At 65.9% G+C, this 18,418-nt stretch carries 18 protein-coding genes and 1 pseudogene; 10 read left to right on the forward strand and 9 right to left on the reverse strand.

The features are described from left to right. Positions 1–37: 37 nt before the first annotated feature. The 4 genes from VMT40_RS09315 to puuE are packed head-to-tail and all read left to right on the forward strand — an operon-like array spanning position 38 to position 3,949. A complete protein-coding gene (locus tag VMT40_RS09315; RefSeq protein WP_326357581.1) occupies positions 38–784 on the forward strand; it encodes an aspartate/glutamate racemase family protein in 747 nt (248 codons plus the stop codon). Beyond that, positions 781–1,995 carry a DUF6986 family protein gene (locus tag VMT40_RS09320; RefSeq protein ID WP_326357582.1) on the forward strand — a complete coding sequence of 405 codons (1,215 nt, stop codon included), beginning with the start codon at positions 781–783 and terminating at the stop codon, positions 1,993–1,995. Before VMT40_RS09315 ends, VMT40_RS09320 begins: the two co-directional genes overlap by 4 nt. Beyond that, entirely contained in the window at positions 1,992–3,020 is a 1,029-nt protein-coding gene (alc, locus tag VMT40_RS09325) for an allantoicase (protein ID WP_326357583.1), read from the forward strand. Before VMT40_RS09320 ends, alc begins: the two co-directional genes overlap by 4 nt. Next, positions 3,017–3,949, forward strand: coding sequence for an allantoinase PuuE (gene puuE, locus VMT40_RS09330; RefSeq protein ID WP_326357584.1), 933 nt, complete (start codon positions 3,017–3,019; stop codon positions 3,947–3,949). Before alc ends, puuE begins: the two co-directional genes overlap by 4 nt. 218 nt (positions 3,950–4,167) lie before the next feature. On the opposite strand, the gene VMT40_RS09335 is transcribed toward puuE, so the two are convergent. The 3 genes from VMT40_RS09335 to dapB all read right to left on the reverse strand — a co-directional run bounded on the left by VMT40_RS09335 (position 4,168) and on the right by dapB (position 6,138). Then, on the reverse strand, positions 4,168–4,836 hold the full coding sequence (locus VMT40_RS09335; RefSeq protein WP_326357585.1) for a hypothetical protein: 669 nt from the start codon (positions 4,834–4,836) through the stop codon (positions 4,168–4,170). A gap of 55 nt (positions 4,837–4,891) precedes the next feature. Further along, a complete protein-coding gene (locus VMT40_RS09340) occupies positions 4,892–5,314 on the reverse strand; it encodes a hypothetical protein (RefSeq protein ID WP_326358551.1) in 423 nt (140 codons plus the stop codon). Positions 5,315–5,382: 68 nt separating this feature from the next. After that, a complete protein-coding gene (gene dapB, locus VMT40_RS09345) occupies positions 5,383–6,138 on the reverse strand; it encodes a 4-hydroxy-tetrahydrodipicolinate reductase (RefSeq protein WP_442789940.1) in 756 nt (251 codons plus the stop codon). Between the two features lie 172 nt (positions 6,139–6,310). Here dapB and VMT40_RS09350 point away from each other — a divergent pair, with 172 nt between their 5' ends. Both VMT40_RS09350 and VMT40_RS09355 read left to right on the forward strand, forming a co-directional pair. Then, entirely contained in the window at positions 6,311–7,879 is a 1,569-nt protein-coding gene (locus VMT40_RS09350; RefSeq protein WP_326357586.1) for an esterase-like activity of phytase family protein, read from the forward strand. Positions 7,880–7,999: 120 nt separating this feature from the next. Then, on the forward strand, positions 8,000–9,598 hold the full coding sequence (locus tag VMT40_RS09355) for a peptide ABC transporter substrate-binding protein (protein ID WP_326357587.1): 1,599 nt from the start codon (positions 8,000–8,002) through the stop codon (positions 9,596–9,598). A 55-nt stretch (positions 9,599–9,653) separates the two neighbouring features. On the opposite strand, the gene VMT40_RS09360 is transcribed toward VMT40_RS09355, so the two are convergent. Beyond that, the gene (locus VMT40_RS09360) at positions 9,654–10,370 is read right to left on the reverse strand and encodes a response regulator (RefSeq protein ID WP_326357588.1); all 717 of its coding nucleotides are present in this window, start codon (positions 10,368–10,370) and stop codon (positions 9,654–9,656) included. After that, on the reverse strand, positions 10,367–11,968 hold the full coding sequence (locus VMT40_RS09365) for a sensor histidine kinase (RefSeq protein ID WP_326357589.1): 1,602 nt from the start codon (positions 11,966–11,968) through the stop codon (positions 10,367–10,369). The genes VMT40_RS09360 and VMT40_RS09365 overlap by 4 nt, the downstream gene beginning before the upstream one ends. A 180-nt stretch (positions 11,969–12,148) precedes the next feature. On the opposite strand from VMT40_RS09365, the gene VMT40_RS09370 reads away from it, so the two are divergent. Together VMT40_RS09370 and VMT40_RS09375 are read left to right on the forward strand one after the other, a co-directional pair. Then, positions 12,149–12,964: a TauD/TfdA family dioxygenase gene (locus VMT40_RS09370; protein ID WP_326357590.1), complete on the forward strand. Its 816-nt coding sequence runs from the start codon at positions 12,149–12,151 to the stop codon at positions 12,962–12,964. Between the two features lie 114 nt (positions 12,965–13,078). Beyond that, the gene (locus VMT40_RS09375; RefSeq protein WP_326357591.1) at positions 13,079–13,843 is read left to right on the forward strand and encodes an AEC family transporter; all 765 of its coding nucleotides are present in this window, start codon (positions 13,079–13,081) and stop codon (positions 13,841–13,843) included. Between the two features lie 18 nt (positions 13,844–13,861). Here the strand turns inward: VMT40_RS09375 and VMT40_RS09380 are convergent, their stop codons facing one another. The 3 genes and pseudogenes from VMT40_RS09380 to VMT40_RS09390 all read right to left on the reverse strand — a co-directional run. Next, entirely contained in the window at positions 13,862–14,518 is a 657-nt protein-coding gene (locus VMT40_RS09380; RefSeq protein WP_326357592.1) for a maleylpyruvate isomerase N-terminal domain-containing protein, read from the reverse strand. Between the two features lie 105 nt (positions 14,519–14,623). Beyond that, on the reverse strand, positions 14,624–16,552 hold the full coding sequence (locus VMT40_RS09385; RefSeq protein WP_326357593.1) for a M3 family metallopeptidase: 1,929 nt from the start codon (positions 16,550–16,552) through the stop codon (positions 14,624–14,626). Positions 16,553–16,576: 24 nt separating this feature from the next. After that, a pseudogene (locus VMT40_RS09390) lies at positions 16,577–16,699 on the reverse strand (alcohol dehydrogenase); the annotation flags it as partial. A 47-nt stretch (positions 16,700–16,746) separates the two neighbouring features. On the opposite strand from VMT40_RS09390, the gene VMT40_RS09395 reads away from it, so the two are divergent. Beyond that, on the forward strand, positions 16,747–16,821 hold the full coding sequence (locus VMT40_RS09395) for a helix-turn-helix domain-containing protein (RefSeq protein WP_326358554.1): 75 nt from the start codon (positions 16,747–16,749) through the stop codon (positions 16,819–16,821). Positions 16,822–16,824: 3 nt separating this feature from the next. Beyond that, a complete protein-coding gene (locus tag VMT40_RS09400; protein ID WP_326357594.1) occupies positions 16,825–17,934 on the forward strand; it encodes an RNA-guided endonuclease InsQ/TnpB family protein in 1,110 nt (369 codons plus the stop codon). A 66-nt stretch (positions 17,935–18,000) separates the two neighbouring features. Here the strand turns inward: VMT40_RS09400 and VMT40_RS09405 are convergent, their stop codons facing one another. After that, positions 18,001–18,324, reverse strand: coding sequence for an ArsR/SmtB family transcription factor (locus VMT40_RS09405; protein ID WP_326357595.1), 324 nt, complete (start codon positions 18,322–18,324; stop codon positions 18,001–18,003). Positions 18,325–18,418: the final 94 nt, after the last annotated feature.

Genomic DNA, 18,418 nt, shown 5'->3' on the forward strand with positions numbered 1-18,418 from the left:
CAACCCCGGAACCATTTCTGTTCGATAGCGTGGTCCCATGCGGATCCGGGTCATCAATCCCAACACCACCGCCGCGATGACGGCCCTCATCGGGGAGAGCGCGCGTCTGGTCGCGGCCCCCGACACGGTGATCGAGGCCGTCAACCCCGAGATGGGCCCGGCGTCCATCGAAAGCCACTACGACGAGGCCCTGTCGGTGCCCGGCCTGCTCGCCGAGATCGCCAAGGGCGAGGCCGAGGGCGTGGACGGCTACGTCATCGCCTGCTTCGGCGATCCGGGCCTGGACGCGGCGCGCGAGCTGGCGCGCGGCCCGGTCATCGGCATCGCCGAGGCGGGCATGCAGTACGCGAGCCACCTGGGCCGGAAGTTCAGCGTCGTCACCACGCTGGCCCGCACCGCGGGCCGCGCCTGGGAGCTGGCGGAACGCTATGGCATGGAACGGTTTTGCGCCGACGTGCACGCCTGTGAGATCCCGGTGCTGGAGCTGGAGGATCCCAAGGCGCGCCAGGTGATCGCCGACGCCTGCCGCGAGGCCGTGGCCGCCGACAACTCCGATGCCATCGTGCTCGGCTGTGCCGGGATGGCGGATCTGTGTGAATTCCTGACCGACGAGGTCGGGGTACCCGTGGTCGACGGCGTCGCCGCCGCCACGCTGACCGTGCAATCGCTGGTCACCATGAAGTTGCGTAAGTCCGGCCGCGGGGAATTCGCGGCCCCACTACCGAAGAAGTACGTGGGATTGCTCGCCGATTTCGGCATCGAGGAACAGGAGGCCCAGGCGTGACGCTGCCACCGGAGACATTGAATGGGATCGAATCCCGTTTGCAGGCAATCGATTCGGAGCTGCTGCGGCGCTACCCGGGCGACCGTCCCGGCCAGCCGATTCACACCGCGTACGTCTCGGGCGCGGACGCCTCCGTCGACACCCCGCGCGAATGGGGTTCGGCCGCACTGGAACTCGCCGAGAGCCAGCGTGAGCTGCTGGTCGAACTGGCCGGGGAAGAGGTCGTGGCCCGGGTCTTCGAGACCCTGCGCGAGCGTCCCATCCAGGACCTGCGATTCGATTTCGAGGACGGCTACGGCACCCGCCCCGACGACGTCGAGGACGCCGCCGCCCTCAATGCCGGTGCGGTGCTCAAAGCCCTTCCGGCCGAGGTGCGTTCGCGCGGCATCCGCACCAAGGGCCTGACCACCCTGGAGTGGGCGCGCGCCCTGCGCACCCTGGAGAAGGTCCTCGAGGGCGCGGGCGGCGTGCCCGAGGGCTTCGTGTTCACCGTGCCGAAGATCCGCCACGTCGAGCAGGCCGACCTGACCGTGCATGTGTGCGAGGCCATCGAGAAGGCGCACGGGCTGCCCGCCGGGTCGCTGAAGTTCGAGCTGCAGATCGAGTCCCCGCAGGCCATCATCGCCGCCGACGGCACCTCCCCGGTCTCGCAGCTGATTCAGCGTTCGGCCGGACGTGCCACCGGATTGCACTACGGCACTTACGATTACAGTGCCGCGCTGGGCATCGCCCCGAAGTTCCAGTCGCTCGAGCACCCGGTGGCCGATCACGCCAAGGCCGTCATGCAGGCCGCCGCGGCCACCACCGGCGTGTGGGTGTGCGACGGCTCCACCCAGGTGCTGCCCATCGGCACCGAAGAGGAAGTGCGCGCGGCGGTTTCGCGGCACTTCCGGCTGGTCACCCGCTCGCTCGAGCGCGGCTACTACCAGGGCTGGGACATGGGCGCGGGCCACCTGGTCACCCGCTGGCTGGCCACCTTCGCCTTCTTCCGCGAGGGCCTGGGCGTCGCGGCTCCCCGCATCGGCCGCTACCTGGATCGCCAGGGCGGCGCGGTGATGGACGAGCCCGCCACCGCGCAGGCGCTGGCGACCGTGGTGCTGCGCGGATTGGAGTGCGGCGCATTCGATCCCGCCGACGTCACCGCCATCGCCCCCAAAGCCTCCGTCGACGTTTTGCATCAACTGCGAGAAAGGAAGATTCCGGCGCTATGAGCGACGACTTCACGCTGCTTCCGGACCTGGCCGTGCGCACCCTGGGTGGCGCGGTGCTGTGGGCCAATGACGAGTCCTTCGCCGAGCGGGAGAACCTCATCCGCCCGCAGGCGGCCACCTACTCCCCCGCCACCTTCGGCCACAAGGGCCAGGTGTACGACGGCTGGGAGACCCGCCGTCGCCGCGGCGAGAACGGCGATCACCCCGCCGGGGACGACTGCGACTCGGCCATCATCCGCCTGGGCGTGCCCGGCGTGATCAAGGGCGTGGTCGTGGACACCGCCTGGTTCAAGGGCAACTACCCGCCCGAGGTTTCCGTGGAAGCCATTGCGGTGGAAGGCCATCCGTCGACCGAAGAGCTGGTCGCCGCCGAGGGCTGGACCACCATCGTCGAACGCGCCAAGGTCAATGGCGATTCGAAGAACCCGTTCACCGTGGACTCGCCCAAGCGCTGGACCCACGTGCGGCTGCGCATGTTCCCTGACGGCGGCATCGCCCGACTGCGCGTGCACGGCATCGCCAAGCCGGATCTGGCGTGGCTGGAGTCGGGCCCGTTCGACCTGGCCGCGATCGAGAACGGCGGCCTGGTCGCCGACTGCTCGAACATCTTCTTCTCGCACCCACAGAACATCCTGATGCCGGGCCGTGCCGCCAGCATGGGCGACGGCTGGGAGACCGCGCGCGGTCGCGACAAGTCCGTCAACGACTGGGTGCTGGTGCAGCTGGCCGCCGAGGGCGTCGTCACCGCCGCGGAGATCGACACCTCGTACTTCCTGTTCAACGCCCCGGGCGCGGGCGCGCTGACCGGTATCCGCGCCGACGGCTCCGAGGTGGAGCTGCTGCCGCGCACCCGCCTGCAGCCCGACACCCGCCACCGCTTCCTCATCGATTCCGCCGAGGCGGTCGTGCGGGTGCGCTTCGACGCCTTCCCCGATGGCGGCATGGCGCGGCTGCGGCTGTTCGGCACCCTGACCGACGAGTCTCGCGCGCGCCTGCGCGCCGAGCTGGAAAATGAACTGGCATGAGTGATTTCGACCTGAACTACCCGCGGGACATGGTTGGGTACGGCCCCAACCCGCCGCATCCCCACTGGCCCGGCGAGGCGAACATCGCCATCAACTTCGTGCTCAACTACGAGGAGGGCGGCGAGAACAACCCGCTCGACGGCGACGAGGGCTCCGAGGCGTTCCTGACCCCGGATATCGTTCCGGGCGCGGCGTTCCCGAACCGGCACCAGAGCGTGGAGACCATGTACGAGTACGGCTCGCGGGCCGGACTGTGGCGGGTGCTGCGCATGTTCGAGCAGCGCGACATCCCGCTCACCATCTTCGGTGTGGCGCGGGCGCTCGAGCGCAACCCGGAGGCGGTCGCGGCGTTCAAGCGCAATGGGTACGACATCTGCTCGCACGGCCTGCGCTGGTTCTCCTACCAGCTGGTGGACCGCGAGACCGAGAAGGCGCACCTGGAAGAGGCCGTGCGCATCATCACCAAGCTGTTCGGTGAGGCGCCGAAGGGCTGGTACACCGGCCGCGACTCGCCCAACACCCGCGAATTGGTGGTGGAGCACGGCGGATTCGTCTACGACTCGGACTCCTACGCCGACGACCTGCCCTACTGGGTGAAGGTCGGCGACAAGGATCAGCTGGTGCTGCCGTACACCCTCGAGACGAACGACATGCGCTTCGCCTCCCCCGCCGGGTTCGCCAATGGCGAGGAGTTCTTCTCCTATCTCAAGGACGCCTTCGACGTGCTCTACGCCGAGGGTGCCGCGGGTGCGCCGAAGATGCTGTCGGTGGGTCTGCACAACCGCATCGTCGGCAAGCCCGCGCGGGCCAAGTCGCTGGAGCGGTTCCTGGACTACGTGCAGTCGCACGACAAGGTGTGGCTGGCGCGGCGCATCGATATCGCCGAGCACTGGGCCCGGGTACACCCCGCGCCCGGAGCCGCGTCCTGAAAACCACTGCGGCCGTGCCGATTCGCGGATAGTCGGCGCGGTCCAGAGGACCGTCGGTGGGGCCGGACCGCATGCCGCCTCTCGACCGGGTGCCACCCGTCACGCAGGTGCCCGGACAGATTACCCTCCTAGGCGTGTGACCCACCGGCAGTACGACTGTGGCCCGGAACCAGTAGGTTGGTTCCGGGCCACAGTCATGTGTACGGGACGAAATCGCCTCAGAGGTCCCCGTTTTCGATATCGCGCTTGACGCCCTGCTGCGATGCCAGGTGCGCGGCAACACCATTGGTGGTCGTGAAATCGATGAGGGTCTGGTCGGCCACGAAGGTCAGGTGCTCGTTGACCGTGGTGGTGCCGTCACCGTTGTCGGTGAACGTGATCACCTGGTGCGTGGTGACATTGGGGACGTCCCAGCTCTCGGTGGTGTAGTAGTGCTCGTCCGGGTGCAGCCGGGTCTCGGCCTGGGTGTGGCCGGGGAACGTCCCCGAACCCATCGGAATGTCTTCCAGCGCGGTGAAATCGGTGATGTGCACGCCGTCCTCGTCGCAGGTGCGGTGCACGATGACGTCCTTGAGGAACGAGTGCCGTCCGATGCCATTGCGGACGTCGGTGTAGACCGCCCACACCTTGTCCAGCGGGGCCGCGATGGTGATCGGCAGGTCCACCTCGGTCACCGCGCGCCCGTCGTCCGGATTCCGCTGCTCGGCCTCGTAGATCGCCCAGCTGGCCTGCCATTCCAGCTTGTAATCGTTCTCCGACTCGACACACGAGGGCGCGAAATCAGCCCGCGACACCGGAGAATCCGCCCGCGCCACAGCCGATCCCGTCGCGGGCGACCCCAGTGTCGCGCAGGCGATGGCCAGCGCGTAACCCACCATGAACTTCACCGGGCGGACTTTACTCCCGCTAAGAGTTACCGGCCGGTTTCCCGCGAAGGCCGGGCTACTGTTTGCCCGACCGCTCGATGCGCTCCAATTCCACTGCGCGCTTCATCATTTCGCGCGCCCGGGAGCGGTCCCCCGCGTAGTCGTAGGCACGGGCGGCGCGGTAGTTGCTGCGCCAGTTCTCCGGATCGGCCTCGAACTCCTGCTTCACCTGCTCGAAAAGCCGGTCGGCGGCGGCCTTCTCGATCCGGCCGGAGGGGCGGCGCGGCAGCTCGGAGACATCCAGTTCGCGGCCCTCCTCGTGCATGCGGCGGGCCAGGTGCTGATGCGCGAGGGCGGCGCGGACGCTGCTCGCGACCAGCCAGACGCCCAGCAGCGGCAGAATGAGCACGCCGATGCCGAGCCCGATGGCCGCCGCCTTGCCGGAGGCGATCAGATCGATTGCGATGCGGCCCAGCAACACGAAATAGAACGCGAGCATCAGGACCAGCGCGGTGATGAAGCCGACGCGCCTGTAGACCTCGCGCGAGTTGTTCTCGGCCGGGGTGCTCACAGGTCGAGCAGAGGGTCGATGCCCACGGTCAGACCGGGGCGCAGCGGCGTCTTGCGCACGCCCAGCAGCACACCCGGGACGAACGAGGTCCGATCCAGGGAGTCGTGGCGAATGGTCAGGGTCTCGCCCTGGGTGCCGAACAGCACCTCCTGATGCGCGACCAGACCCGCGAGGCGGATCGAGTGCACGCGCACGCCGTCCACATCCGCGCCGCGCGCGCCCTCGAGCTCCTGGCTGGTGGCGTCGGGGCTGCGGCCGACACCGGCCTTCTCCCGCGCCGCCGCGATCAGGCCCGCGGTGCGGAAGGCGGTGCCCGAGGGCGCGTCCGCCTTGTTCGGGTGGTGCAGCTCGATGACCTCGACCGAGTCGAAGAAGCGGGCGGCCTGCTCGGCGAATCGCATGCTCAGCACCGCGCCGATGGCGAAGTTCGGGGCGATCAGCACACCGACCTCCGGCTTGGCCGCCAGCCAGCCCTTCACCTGCTCGAGCCGCTCGGCGTCGAATCCGGTGGTGCCGACCACGGCGTGAATGCCGTTCTCCACCAGCCACTTCAGATTGGGCATCACCACGTCGGGATGGGTGAAGTCGACGACCACCTCGGTCCCGGCGGCAGTGAACGCCTCCAGCGAGTCGCCCTTGTCGACCTGGGCCACCAGTTCCAGATCCGCAGCCGCCTCGACACCCGCGCAGATGGCCTGCCCGACCTTGCCGCGCGCCCCGAGCACGCCCACCCGGATCCGGTTCGTGGTCACCTGGTCTCCTTCACTACACCTAGCTGGACTGCCTGCCTGAATTCGGGGTCGAGCCTATCGGGTCGGCGCGGCGCCGGGACGAAGGGCTGGCGCGGGTGCGGTTCACGAGCTGGGCGGGAACCGTTCACGCCCACGTCAACACACTGTTGAATCGGACATATACGACACCACGGTGAGTATTCGTCTCGCCACCCGTCGCGCCTTCGTCGCCGCCGCCGTCTGCGCCTCGGCCGTCACCGCCGCCTGCTCCTCGGGCTCCGAGGCCGCCGACTTCACCGCCACCGCCGGACAGCCGCTGATGATCTCCCTGGATCAACTGCTGGCCAAGACCGGCGGCCGGGCCGCGGTCGCCGTCGCCGACCCGCAGCACGGCACGCTGAACCGCCGCCTGGACGGCGCGCTGGTCTACACCCCGGCGGCCGGGTACACCGGATCGGACACCATTACCGTCACCACCACCGACGCGGTGCGGCTATTCACCACCGATATCGCGCCCATCGGCGAGTTCGGCGGGGTGCCGGTGCAGGCCAGCGGGTACGGTTCGGCGTTCACACCGGTGCCGGGTTCCACCGACGAGTTCTACGGCCTGACCGACCGCGGCCCGAATGTGGACGGCAAGGCCAAGAACGAGAAGATCGCTCCCGTACCAGATTTCACGCCGCAGATCGCCAAATTCAAGCTGGTCGGCAACAAGGCGACAGTGGAATCGACCATCCTGCTGAAGAATCCGGCCGGACAGCCCTTCAACGGTCTGGTCGACACCTCGGCCTCCACCGGCGAGACCATGAAGGATCTCACCGGAAAGACCCTCGCACCCACCGATCACGGCATCGACAGCGAGGGTCTGGTGGCCCTGCCCGACGGCTCCCTCTGGGTCTCCGACGAATACGGCCCGTTCCTGGTGCACTTCGACGCCAAGGGCACCGAGCTAGAGCGGCTCGCGCCGGGACGCGGTCTGCCCAAGGAGCTTTCGTACCGCACCCCGAACCAGGGCATGGAGGGGCTGACCATCACCCCCGACGGCAATACCCTGGTCGGCGTGATCCAGAGCGCGCTGAGCGAGCCGGGTGTCACCAACTCCCGGGAGACTCCCGTCACCCGCCTGGTCACGGTGGATCTGAAGACCCGCGCGGTCAAGGAATTCGCGGTGCCATTGGAGAATCCCAAAGAGAAGCTGGCGATTTCGGAGATCACCGCCCTCACCAACACCACGTTCCTGATCGACGAGCGCGACGGCAACAAGGCACCCAAGGCCAACAAGAAGCTGTGGACCATCGACATCTCCGGGGCCACCGATATCGGCCCGCGGTCGAAAGTCGCTGGCGCGCCGTATGATCCGGACAAGGGCATCCTGATCGACGGTAAGCCGCTCGAGGTCTACGTCGGCACGGTCAGCACCGCCGACGCCGTCGCCGCCCTGAAGAAGGCGAACATCACCCCGGTCGCCAAGACCGCCAATCTCGACCTGGCCGGGCTCCTCGACTCCCTCAACCCCGACGGCAAGTTCTTCGGCCACGACAAGATCGAGGGCGTGGCCACCACCGACGGCGGCAAGACGCTCTACATCTCCAACGACAGCGACTTCGGCCTCGAAGCCCTCACCGGCGATCAGCCCCCGTACGGCCTGAAGGCGAAGATCCTCGCCAACGGCGTCCAGGACACGGGTGAGATTCTCGCGGTCGACACCACCAAGCTGCCCGCGAAGACCCAGACCAAGACCGTCACCGTGACCGTCGAATAGGCGTCACACCCTCCCTATCCGGTGAGTCCGGCGGCTCCTCTTTAAATTCTTGTGTCAAACCCACTGGGGGAGAACAAATTCCCGTTACGCTCTGCCGACACACTGGATTCGGGAGAGATCATGAAGAGACGGACGCTCACCGCCCTGTGCTTTGCGGCCCTGCTGGCCGCCGGACCCGCGTTGGCGGGATGCTCCTCCGGTGACGGAGGTGGCGACGACATGATCGTCGTGAATGCCGGGGAACCGCAGAATCCGCTGGTTCCGACCAATACCAATGAGAATCAGGGCGGGCGCGTCGTCGACCGGCTGTTCGCGGGATTGAAGTACTACGACGTCGACGGGAAGGCGTACAACGAGCTCGCGCAGTCCATTGAGTCATCGGATCGCCAGCATTACAAGATCACGCTGAAGCCGGACTGGACCTTCACCGATGGGACGGCGGTGACGGCGAAGTCGTTCGTGGACGCCTGGAACTACGGGGCACTGGCCACCAACGGGCAGCTGAGCAACTGGGTGTTCTCCCCGATCGTCGGCTACGACGACGTCTCGGCGAATCCGCCCAAGGCACAGACCATGAGTGGGCTGAAGGTCGTCGACGATCACACCTTCACCGTCGATCTCACCCAGCCGTCGATGGATTTCGAACTGTCCCTGGGCTTCTCGCCGTTCTATCCGCTACCCGAGGTGGCCTACAAGGATATGAAGGCGTTCGGGGAACACCCGGTCGGCAACGGCCCCTACGAGCTGACCACCTGGGAACACAATGTGAAGATCGAGGTGAAGCCGAACCCCGGCTATCACGGCGGGCGGCCCGCGAAGAACAAGGGCCTGCGGTTCCAGATGTACCAGACCTTCGAGACCGCCTACGCCGATCTGCTCGCCGGTCATCTCGACGCCCTCGACACCGTCCCCGACGGCTCGCTCGCGCTCTACAAGAAGGAGCTCGGCGACCGCGCCATCGACCATCCCACCGCGCAGAACCTGCACATCGGATTCCCGAAGGACCTGCCGCACTTCGGCGGTGCCGAGGGCGTGCTGCGCCGCAAGGCCATCTCCATGTCGATCAACCGAGAACAGATCTGCGCCAATATCTTCCACGGCGCGCGCCTGCCCGCCCGCGACTTCACCGCCTCCACCCTGCCCGGATTCCGCGGCGACCTGCCCGGCGTGCAATGGCTGGCCTACAACCCCGACGAGGCCAAGAAGCTGTGGGCCCAGGCCGACACCATGTCCCCGTGGTCGGGCGGCCTGCAGATCGCCTACAACTCCGACGGTGGCCACCAGGCCGTCATCGAGGCCATCGCCAATAGCGTGAAGAACACCCTCGGCATCTCCGCCGAACCCTTCCCCTACCCGACCTTCAAGAACCTGCGCGACGAGATCACCCACCGCACCGTCGGCAAGGCCTTCCGCTACGCCTGGCAGGGCGACTACCCGTCGATGTTCGAATTCCTCACCTCCCAGTACCTCTCGGGTTCGGAAACCAACGACATCGATTACGCCAACCCCGAATTCGACCGCCTGCTCAAAGCCGCCCTGGCCGCCCCCTCCCCCGACCAGGCCTGGTCTCTCCTCGCCCAAGCCCAAACCCTCCTGCTCGCCGACATGGCCGACGTCCCGGTCCTCGAATACAACGCCGCCTCGGCCCGCTCCGACCGCGTCAAGGCCCAGGTCACCTGGGCAGGCCTGTTCGACTTCGAGAACATCGAGAAGAAATAGCGGCTCACCTCGACGGTCGAGTGACACAACGGGGCAAAGGGTCGGCACGCTGGGCTCAGCCTCGTTCGTGGACCGGGTATCGGGGATTCCAGTTGTAGAGGTGCTCGGGGCGGCCCGTCGTGCCGTAGCGCAATCGCACTTCGACGCGGCCGTCCTGGGCGAGCGCGGAGAGGTAGCGCTGGGCGGTCGTCCGGGAGAAGCCGAGTTGCTCGGCGATGTCGCTGGTTGTCATGGGTTCGGGTGTGCGGGCGAGGATTCTGGCGATGAGCCGGACCGTGACCGGGGTCGCGGGTGCACTGTTCGCGGGGTTGGCGGCGGAGTCGAGCGGGTCCACCGCCTCGGCGGCGTCACCGAGGTGAAGCAGGTGGCAGGCCCGGTCGACGTCGGTCTGGGTGAGTTCGCCGGACTTCGCCAGGTGTTCCCGGTAACGGGCGTAGGCGTGCAGTCGCGCGACGAGGTCGGCGCCGTCGAACGGTTTGATCAGGTAGTTGAGCGCACCACGCGCGAGGGCGTTCGAGACGGTGCGGCGGTCATTGGCGGCGGTCGCGACGATGACATCGGCGCCGAGATCGGTGAGCAGGGCGATACCGGATTCGTCGGGGAGGTACAGATCCAGCAGGACGAGATCGGGATTCAACTGGGCGACGGCGGCCCTGGCCTCGGCCGCGGTCCGGGCCTGCCCGATCACCCGGAACCCGTCGACCTGTGCCACGAAACCGGCATGGATCTGCGCGACCCGGAAGTCGTCGTCCACCACGAGGACTGTGATCACGCGGGAGATACCTCCTCGTTCGTACCGGTCAGGGCGCCCGGCAAGCGGCACAGGAAGATCGCGCCGTGCGCCGGGCCGCCGCCGCGGTCCAGCAGGGTGACATCCCCGCTGCGGTTGCGCGCGACGTGCCTGGCCAATGCCAGTCCGAGCCCGTGCATTTCGCCGCGGGTCGAGAATCCGTCCTCGAAGACGCGGTCGGTCAGGTCCGCCGGTATCCCGCCGCCCGAGTCGGCGACGATCGCGACGAGATCGGTGTCCTCGGCGAGCAATTCGATATCGACCCAGCCCCGGGGATCCTGTCGAGCCGCCTCGATGGCGTTGTCGATGAGATTGCCCACGACGGTGGTGATATCGACGGGATCGACGGTCATCCGCATGTCGACGGTGCTCGCGTCGACCGTCAGGTCGACTCCCTTCTCCCTGGCCAACGCGGACTTCGCGGCCAGGAAGGCGGACAGGAACGGATCCGAAAGATGCTCGGGGACATCGGGTTCGGTGACCGCGATGGCGAGTTGGCGCAGATAGTTCTCGGCGTCGTCGTAGTGGCCGAGCTGCAGCATTCCCGACACCGTGTGCAGGCGGTTGGCGGTTTCGTGGCGGTGTGCGCGCAGCGTGTCCTGTAGTGACCGAACGGCTTCCAGTTCCCGGGTGAGCCGCACGAGATCGGTCCGATCGCGGATCGTGATGGCGAAGCCGAGGTTCTGCTCGTCGTGGACGACCTTGCGCCCGTGCAGGACCAGCATCCGCTGCCCGACGATCAGCAGTTGATCCTCGCCGTCGCGATGGTCCTCGAGCATGCCACGCAGGCGCGGCGAGATGTCCAGTTCATCGAGCGGTGTGCCGATGCGCACCGAAATGCCCAGCAGGCTGGCGGCTCTCGCGTTGCACACGGTGATCCTGCCCGCGCTGTCGACGGCCAGGACGCCTTCCTCGAGCCCGTGCATGACAACCTCCCGTTTGCGGACCAGATCGGGAAACTCGTCCGAGTCGAGGCCGAGGGTCTGCCGCTTGAGCCGGTAGCCGATCGCGGTGGAGGCCAGCACCCCGAATACCAGGATCAAGGCGGTGCATCCGCCGATCAGCAGCGAGATCTCGCGCGTGCGATTCGTCAGGTCGGTCACCGCGAATCCCACGCTGACCATCCCGACCACAACGCCGGTGTGATCGCGCACCGGGACCTTGGCGCGCACCGACGGGCCCAGCGTCCCGGTCACCAACCCGGTAACCTCGGAACCCGACAGCGCCACTTGCGGATTCGTGCTGACCGGCCTCCCGATCCGGTCGGGATCGGGATGCGCGAGCCTGATCCCATTGCGGTCCGTCACCACCACCGACAGCACCCGGGTGCTGCGACGAATACTCTCGGCGAGTTCTTGCACTTCGCGCTCGGGATCTCCGGCCGCGACCGTGTCCCCGATCCCCGGCGCTGCCGCGACCGCCCGCGCGATCCGCAGCGCACTGTCCCCGTACTGCGCGGTCAACTCCCGACTGATCAGCCACGTCGAGACGCCGTACTCCACACCCACCGAAGCCATGACGACCGCGATCTGAAGCATGAGCACCCGCCGTACGAATCGCGGAAACAGTTGTGCGAACACAACCCGAACAATAGACGATCACCACTCCCCGCAGTAGCCGTGAGCACAATGAGCAAAACGGGTTCAACAAGTAAATTCAATATTCAACCGCGCCCGAAACAACGAAAACGATCACATTATTTACCCTCGCAAACAACCTTGTTACGTTCGGTCATGGCTCACGAAAGGGGAGATTGAGTCATGATCACCACAGACGATCGAATCACATTCGACGCTTCCACCGATATATCTGCACAGATTATTCGTGTGAGGAGCATTCGCGCAATGAATGCGGAAGACCATGAAGCATTCACGGCAGCATTCAACAGACTCGGGTTCGCCATTGTTGAATGCGCCGATACGACCGACAGCCGAAACGATCTACTCTTGCTGAAGGAACATTTCGGGAATCACGCGCCGCATCCTCGCGCGGACCGAGACGGAATCGTGGGTATCAATTCCTTCAATCAGGTTCCAGGGTTTCTGGGGGCTGGACGCGCCAATCATCTGCCGCACACCGACGGCGCTTTTCGCGACAACCCGGAACGAATAATCACCCTGCAATGCGTGACACCTGCGGAATCAGGTGGGGTGACATTCCTCGGCTCGGCCAAGGCCGCGTTCGAGCATCTCGCGATCAAGTATCCGGACACGATCGATGCGGTGAGCCGCGCCGATGCGCTCACCATCGAAAGGACTCATCAGTCGAGCCGTAGCGCACTGTTCACCAGGGACGGTGCCAGGCTGGGCATCAAGTTCAGGATGGCCGACGGGGCCGCCCGGGTACGGCCGCATCCGGACGTGGCCGAGATGTTCGACGAATTGTGCCATTTTCTGACCCGGGAGGAGAACCAGGTCCGGTTCGCGCTGCGGGCCGGCCAAGTACTGATCGGCGACAATACGGCGATCGTGCACGGTAGGACGTCATTCGAGCAAGACAGCGCCCGCGATATGCGGCGACTGAATTTCGACAGCGGCCCGGCGGGTTTGCTGCTCGGATTCGTGCCCGGAGATTGATCCGTGTTTTCTCTCGTCTTGTCGATAGTCGTACCGATTGTCGCGTGTGCCGCGGTCGGCATGATTTGGGCGAGGGTCGAACGACCGCAGGACACCAAGGTTGTCACCTCCTTGGTGTCCAACGTCGGCTTCCCGTGTCTGCTGCTGTCCTCGCTCAATCGACCGGAGCTCACGCTCGGGCTGGTCGCTCACACATTCCTGGCCGGGGCGCTCGCCGTGGCATTGTTCGCCGTCCTCGGTGCCGTCGTCCTTCGGCTCGCCCGGCAGGATGTGCGACGACTGCTGCCTTCTTTGATGCTGCCGAATACGGGGAATCTCGGCATTCCGATCGCGTTCTTCACATTCGGAAAGGACGGGTTGATCTTTGCTGTCGCGTTTTCGACGCTTATCCAGATCTGCCATGTGACGATAGGCGTGTGGCTGGCCTCCGGGGAAATGACTCCCCGGGCGTTGTTACGCAACCCGATGATCTATGCCCTGGTTTCCGCCTTGCTGCTGATCGGATTCGAGGTGAAGATCCCGGGAGCGGTTCAGGAGACGCTGAAACTGCTGGGCAATATCGCGGTTCCGTTGATGCTACTCATGCTCGGGGCATCGCTGAGCCGTCTTCGGTTCGCGAGTCTGCCGCGATCGGTGCTCTTGTCGGCGGTTCGGGTGGGCGGTGGGTTCGCCATCGGTTTGGCATTGGCGTCGATGCTGGGAATGGACCATGTCGCCGCAGGAACATTCGCCATTCAATGCGCCATGCCCGTCGCCGTGCTCAGTCATATGATCGCCGAGAAGTACAACGGCCCACGGGAAGAGATCGCGGGCATGGTCCTGGTATCGACCATGCTGGCCCTGGTGGCATTGCCCGGCATCATCTCGGTGACTCGTTAGCTCGAAAGTCGTTGCCGTTCAGCCCAGTACGAGGGGCAGCTGCGCGGCCAGGGTACCGAGTTCGGACAGTTCCGTCTCGGACGGGGCGCGGCGTCCGGTGCCGATCAGCAGCGCGTCCTCATCGGACCACGATGCGGGGAAGGGTTGTCCGGCTATGGTTTCCAGCATTGTGCGGGCGTGGGCGAGGGGTTCGGTGGGTGGGCGGTGGGCTTCGGGGAGGTGGGCGATGAGGTCGAGGTGGTGGAGGGTCCATTCGAGGACGTAGGCGGTGAGGTAGTCGTCGGCGGTGAGGACCTGGTCGCGGGTGCTGACGTGCATGGTGCGGTCGCAGAGGCGGGCGGCGCGGCCCGCGGCCGAGCCGACGTCGTCGAGATGGAATTCGAGGAGGCGGGGGTCGCCGTAGGCGCTGGCCAGGCGGACGATCAGGGCGTCGAGCGGGTCGTCGCCGGTGGGTGGGGTGTCGGAGACCTGCCAGTAGGTCACGGCATTGCGGGTGGGTGGCACGTCGACGGGTGTGACGAGTGTGATCAGGACGTCCTGGGCGTCGATGATCAAGTGGCACACCAGGTCCCGCACCAGCCAACCAGTGCAGCCCGAGGGTCGCGCGAAGTCCGCGTCGGAGAGTTCGGCGACCGCCTCGAGCAATGCCGTCCACGACTGTGAGAAGAGATCCACGGTCGCAGGTTAATCACCGGATGGGCCTGAACCCGCACCGGTACAGCGGAATTGGCGGAAAACTGCCTCCCGCAACCGATTCGGGGGTACTCAGGCCCATCCGTCCTAGGAGCGGGCTCGCGCCGGAAGCTGGTCCAGCCATGCGGTGAAGGCGTCGAAGGTGAAGGGTCGGCCCAGGAATCCGGTCACCAGGTCGGCGGCGTCGCGGGAGCCGCCGGGGGCGAGGATGTGGTCGCGATAGCGTTGCGCCACAACCGGATCGAACAGATCGTCGGAATCGAAGGCGGAGAACAGGTCCTTGGCGATGACAAGACTCCACATGTACGTGTAGTACGCCGAGGAGTAGCCCGCCAGGTGGCCGAACGAGGTCTGGAAGTGGGTGCCCGGCAGCGCCCCGATCAGTCCGTAGCGGTCCATGGCGGCCTGCACGGCCGCGGTCTGGTCGGCGGGGCGGTCGCGGTGGAGCAGGTAGGACACCGCGGAGTAGGCGACCTGGGTCCGCACCCCGATGCCCTGGCCGAACAGCCGCGCGTCGCGCATGCGCTCCACCAGTTCCGCCGGTATGGCCGCACCGGTCTCGTCGCGGGCGAAGGTGCCCAGAATCGTGGCGTCCCAAGCCCATTCCTCGAGCATCTGCGAGGGCGCTTCGACGAAATCCCATTCGGTGGCCACACCGGAGAACCGCGCCCACCGCTGCCGACCGCCCAGGACGTGATGCAGCAGATGCCCGAACTCGTGGAACAGGGTGACGACATCGCGATGCTCCATGAGCCCGCGCGGGAAGTTGCAGACCAGCACGCCCTCGGGCAGCAGCCGGTCGGTGATCCCGCCGACCAGATCGAATTGGGCGGCGTGCTTGTACTTTCCGTCGCGCGGATGCAGATCCAGGTAGATCCGGCCGCAGCGCTCGTCCCCGCTGTACACGTCGTAGGCGGTGACGTCGTCATGCCAGCACGCGACCTCGACCGGCCGATACTCCAGACCGAACAGCCGACCGGTGACCTCGAGCAGCCCGGCGCGCACCCGCGAGAAATCGAAGTAGCGGCGGACCTCCCGCGCATCCACATCGAACTGTTCGCCGCGCACCACCTCGGTGTAATAGCCGACCTCGGAGCGGTCTATACCGGTGGCGGCCGGATCATCCACGCGGCGGCGGGCCAGCAGGATCTCGAGGTCGCGGCGGCCCGCGGCGTCGGCGGCGGCCGCGATCCGGTCGATGAATTCCGCGATGGCCGTACCGGATCCGATCATCTTGACGTCGGCGTCGTAGTCGGGCCAGCTCTCGAACCCGAGCAGCCGCGCCTTCTCCGCCCGCAACTCGAGCATCTCGTGCAGGACGGCGTCATTGGCGGGCCAGCCGCGGGTCTCGAATTCGACGGTGAGCGCGCGGCGGGCCTCACCGTCGCGGGCATAGGTCCGGAACGGGAGATAGTCCGGGTAGTCGGTATTGACCGTGACGGTGCCGTCCGCGTCGACCGGATGCGCGGCAATGAAGTCGGCGGGCAGCCCGTCCAATTGCTCCGGCGTCAGCCGCAATTCGCGAACGTCCTCGCGAATGGCCCGACCGAAGTCCTGATCCAACACGACAAGCCGTTCGGAGATCTCCCGCAGCCGATCCCGAGTCGCCTCATCGCGGTCCACCCCGGTACGCCGGAAGTCGCGCAACACGTGCGCACGCATGCGCAGCGCCTGCTCGTCCAACCCGCCCGTCTCGGTCGCCGCCACAATGTCGTAGAGCGCGCGGTCGAGATCACGATCGGTCCTGGCCCGGTCGATGCGCTGCGTCAGCTCATCGGCCAGCGTGCGTACCTCGGCGTCGGGATGCACCTCCGCGAACAGCCCGGCAACCGAGCTCGCGCCCCGCAGCGCGATATCGGCGTCGTTCCACGCGTCGAGCACGGCGATCGAATCCCCGCCCGGCCCTGCCTTCAGCCGCTCCAAAATGTCCGTCGCGGTGTGCAATCGGTCCTGCACATAACCGGACAGCCAGTCGGACCAGTCAGCCGAGGGCAGGGCAAGCGGTTCGAGACTCATTCCTCGACCCTAGCCCGGGCACGATCAGTCGAAGACGATCACCTGGCGTAGGGCATGACCGGCGGCGAGCTCGTCCATCGCCTCGTTGATGTCCTCGAGCTCGATGCGGGAGGAGACGAGGCGCTCGACGGGGAGCTTGGCCTTGCGAATCGGCCCACATAGCACCAGCGTTTCGATAGCATGTTCGAGTGCTGGTGAGGTATCGGTACCGCGCCTATCCGACAGGTGATCAGATCGGGAGGCTCGCCCGTAGTTTCGGGTGCGCTTGAGTCGTGTTCAATGACGTCCTCGAAGAATACGATCGGACGCTTCGACAAGGAATTCCGCTGAGCGACAGCGAGATTCAGAAACGAGTACTAACCGAAGCCAAACGCACCCCGCGCCGAGCGTGGTTGCGGGGCGTATCGAGCACGATCCTTGTTCAATCAGCGAACGATGCAAGCCGTGCATACCGGAATTGGTTCGACAGCCTTGGAAAACGGCGACGTGGGCCACGGGTGGGTAGGCCACGTTGGAAGTCTCGCAAATCTCGAAATCAATCGATACGCTTCACGCGCAATGCCTTCGGCGTCACCAGCCGCGGCGTTCGGCTGGCGAAGATCGGCGATGTAAAGCTGGCCTGGTCCCGTCCACTGCCGAGCGAACCCTCAAGTGTGACTGTGATCCGCGAGGCAGATGGTCGCTTCTACGTGTCATTTGTCGTACAGATCGAGACTGCGTCGTTGCCGGAAGTGGAGACCATCGCTGGGATGGACCTCGGCCTGGCGGACCTTGCAGTAGTCGTTCGTTCGGACGGCACCAGAGAGAAGGTATCGAATCCTCGATACCTTCTACGGAGACAGCGTCGACTCATACGAGCTCAAAAAGCGTTGTCACGCAAGCAGAAAGGAAGCAAGAACCGAGAGAAGGCCCGAATACGACTCGCCGCGCAACACCGTCGCGTGCGCAATGCCCGGCTGGACCATCACCACAAGCTCGCACTCCGGCTGATTCGTGAGAACCAAACGATTGCCGTTGAGGATCTGGCTATTGCGGCAATGGCCCGTAGTTGGCTGGGTAAGTCGGTCCATGAGGCAGGCTGGGCGCAACTGCTGAGGCTGCTCGAAGAGAAGGCAGTGCGTCATGGCCGAAGGGTGGTGCGGGTTGATCGTTGGACACCGACCAGTCGGCTATGTTCGGTGTGTAAGAACAATGCTGGCCCGAAGCCATTACGAGTGCGAGCTTGGACCTGCACCAATTGCCGTTCGGAGCTCGACCGCGATTTCAACGCCGCACTGAACGTTCTCGACGCCGCCGGGCTGGCGGAGTCGCTAAACGCCTGTGGAGCGGGTGTCAGACTCCGGCTCGCCGGAGCGATCCGCGACGAAGCAGGAACCCACTGAGCGGCGCTCCTGAAGCACAGGCGCGTCGGGTAGGAGTCCCTACCGTCTTCGACGGTTGGGAGGAAGTCAACTGATGGAGGGACGATTCTCGCGGTTCGCCGCCGCGAGAATCGAATCGATCAGACCGGGAAGCACGGCGTTCAGATCCTCGATCCGTAGGCGCTGGCAGACGTTGCCGTCGATCGTAATGCGCTCGGTCAGTCCAGCTTCGCGGAGAATCTTGAAGTGGTGCGCTGCAGTCGACTTTCCAACGGCTTCGTAGAGGGCGCCGCATCGTAACGCCGTTCCGGCGTTCCCGAGTCGACGGACCATTTCCAGTCGGACGGGGTCCTGCAGCGCGCTCAGGACGACAGGCAAGGGTGCCACCGGAAGTTCGTCGGTATCGGACATGACCTACTTCACTCTCGCGACAGGTTTGACGGTCGTCGAACCAGATGTATCGTCAGGTTCGATACTAATCAAACTTAGCTGATGAGGTGGTTCG

Source organism: Nocardia sp. CDC160, from assembly GCF_035818795.1.
In the GTDB taxonomy this organism is placed as follows: Bacteria; Actinomycetota; Actinomycetes; order Mycobacteriales; family Mycobacteriaceae; genus Nocardia.

Coding starts and splice junctions, on each gene's coding strand:
- alc (WP_326357583.1), top strand. CDS start 1,992: ATGAGCGACGACTTCACGCTGCTTCCGGACCTGGCCGTGCGCACCCTG.
- VMT40_RS09355 (WP_326357587.1), top strand. CDS start 8,000: ATGAAGAGACGGACGCTCACCGCCCTGTGCTTTGCGGCCCTGCTGGCC.
- VMT40_RS09340 (WP_326358551.1), bottom strand. CDS start 5,314: ATGCTCGCGTTCTATTTCGTGTTGCTGGGCCGCATCGCAATCGATCTG.
- VMT40_RS09405 (WP_326357595.1), bottom strand. CDS start 18,324: ATGTCCGATACCGACGAACTTCCGGTGGCACCCTTGCCTGTCGTCCTG.
- VMT40_RS09385 (WP_326357593.1), bottom strand. CDS start 16,552: ATGAGTCTCGAACCGCTTGCCCTGCCCTCGGCTGACTGGTCCGACTGG.
- puuE (WP_326357584.1), top strand. CDS start 3,017: ATGAGTGATTTCGACCTGAACTACCCGCGGGACATGGTTGGGTACGGC.
- VMT40_RS09370 (WP_326357590.1), top strand. CDS start 12,149: ATGATCACCACAGACGATCGAATCACATTCGACGCTTCCACCGATATA.
- VMT40_RS09315 (WP_326357581.1), top strand. CDS start 38: ATGCGGATCCGGGTCATCAATCCCAACACCACCGCCGCGATGACGGCC.